1 pseudogene is annotated in these 671 nt (G+C 66.3%); it reads right to left on the bottom strand.

The window, feature by feature from the left end:
• Positions 1-509, bottom strand: a pseudogene (locus DMB66_RS60825) (transposase); the annotation flags it as partial.
• Positions 510-671: the final 162 nt, after the last annotated feature.

The following is a 671-nucleotide window of genomic DNA, read 5'->3' as shown; positions in this document are numbered from 1 at the left end:
TCAGCGCGTCGGCGGCGACGAACGTGAACGGCCGGACTCGTCCGAGGGCCGGGTGCGGAACGCGGCGACCTGGGCGTCGAGGTCGGTGGCCATCCGGGAGACCTGTGACCTGGACAGGCTGGTGATGCCCAGGCTCTGCACCAGTTTGTCCATGCGCCGGGTGGAGACGCCGAGTAGGTAGCAGGTCGCGACCACGCTCACCAGGGCGGCCTCGGCCCGCTTACGCCGCTCGAGCAGCCAATCCGGGAATACGTGCCTTGGCGCAGTTTCGGGACCGCGACGTCGATCGTGCCAACGCGGGTGTCCAGGTCACGATGGCGGTAGCCGTTACGGGAGTTGACCCGCTCCGGTGAACTCACGCCGTACTCGGCGCCGCAGACCGCGTCCGCGTCGGCCGACAACAGCGAGTTGATCACCGTGGACAGCAGGTGCCGCATCAGGTCCGGCGACGCGTCGCCGAGAGCTTGGTCCAACAGCCCGGCAGGGTTGATGATGTGAGGTGCGGTCATCGCGATAGAGCCCTTTCGAGAGTGCTGTGAGAGGTTCACTCGAAAGATCACGCGATGACCGCGCTCTTCGTTCAGCCCGCAGACGGGCCGCCCGACGATCACGCCGATCGCGTTACACCACTATCAGGGACGCCACTCTTATGTCCAGGACGCGACAGTTGC

It is taken from the genome of Actinoplanes sp. ATCC 53533 (assembly GCF_003947245.1).
This window is presented reverse-complemented; position numbering and strand designations above follow the sequence as displayed.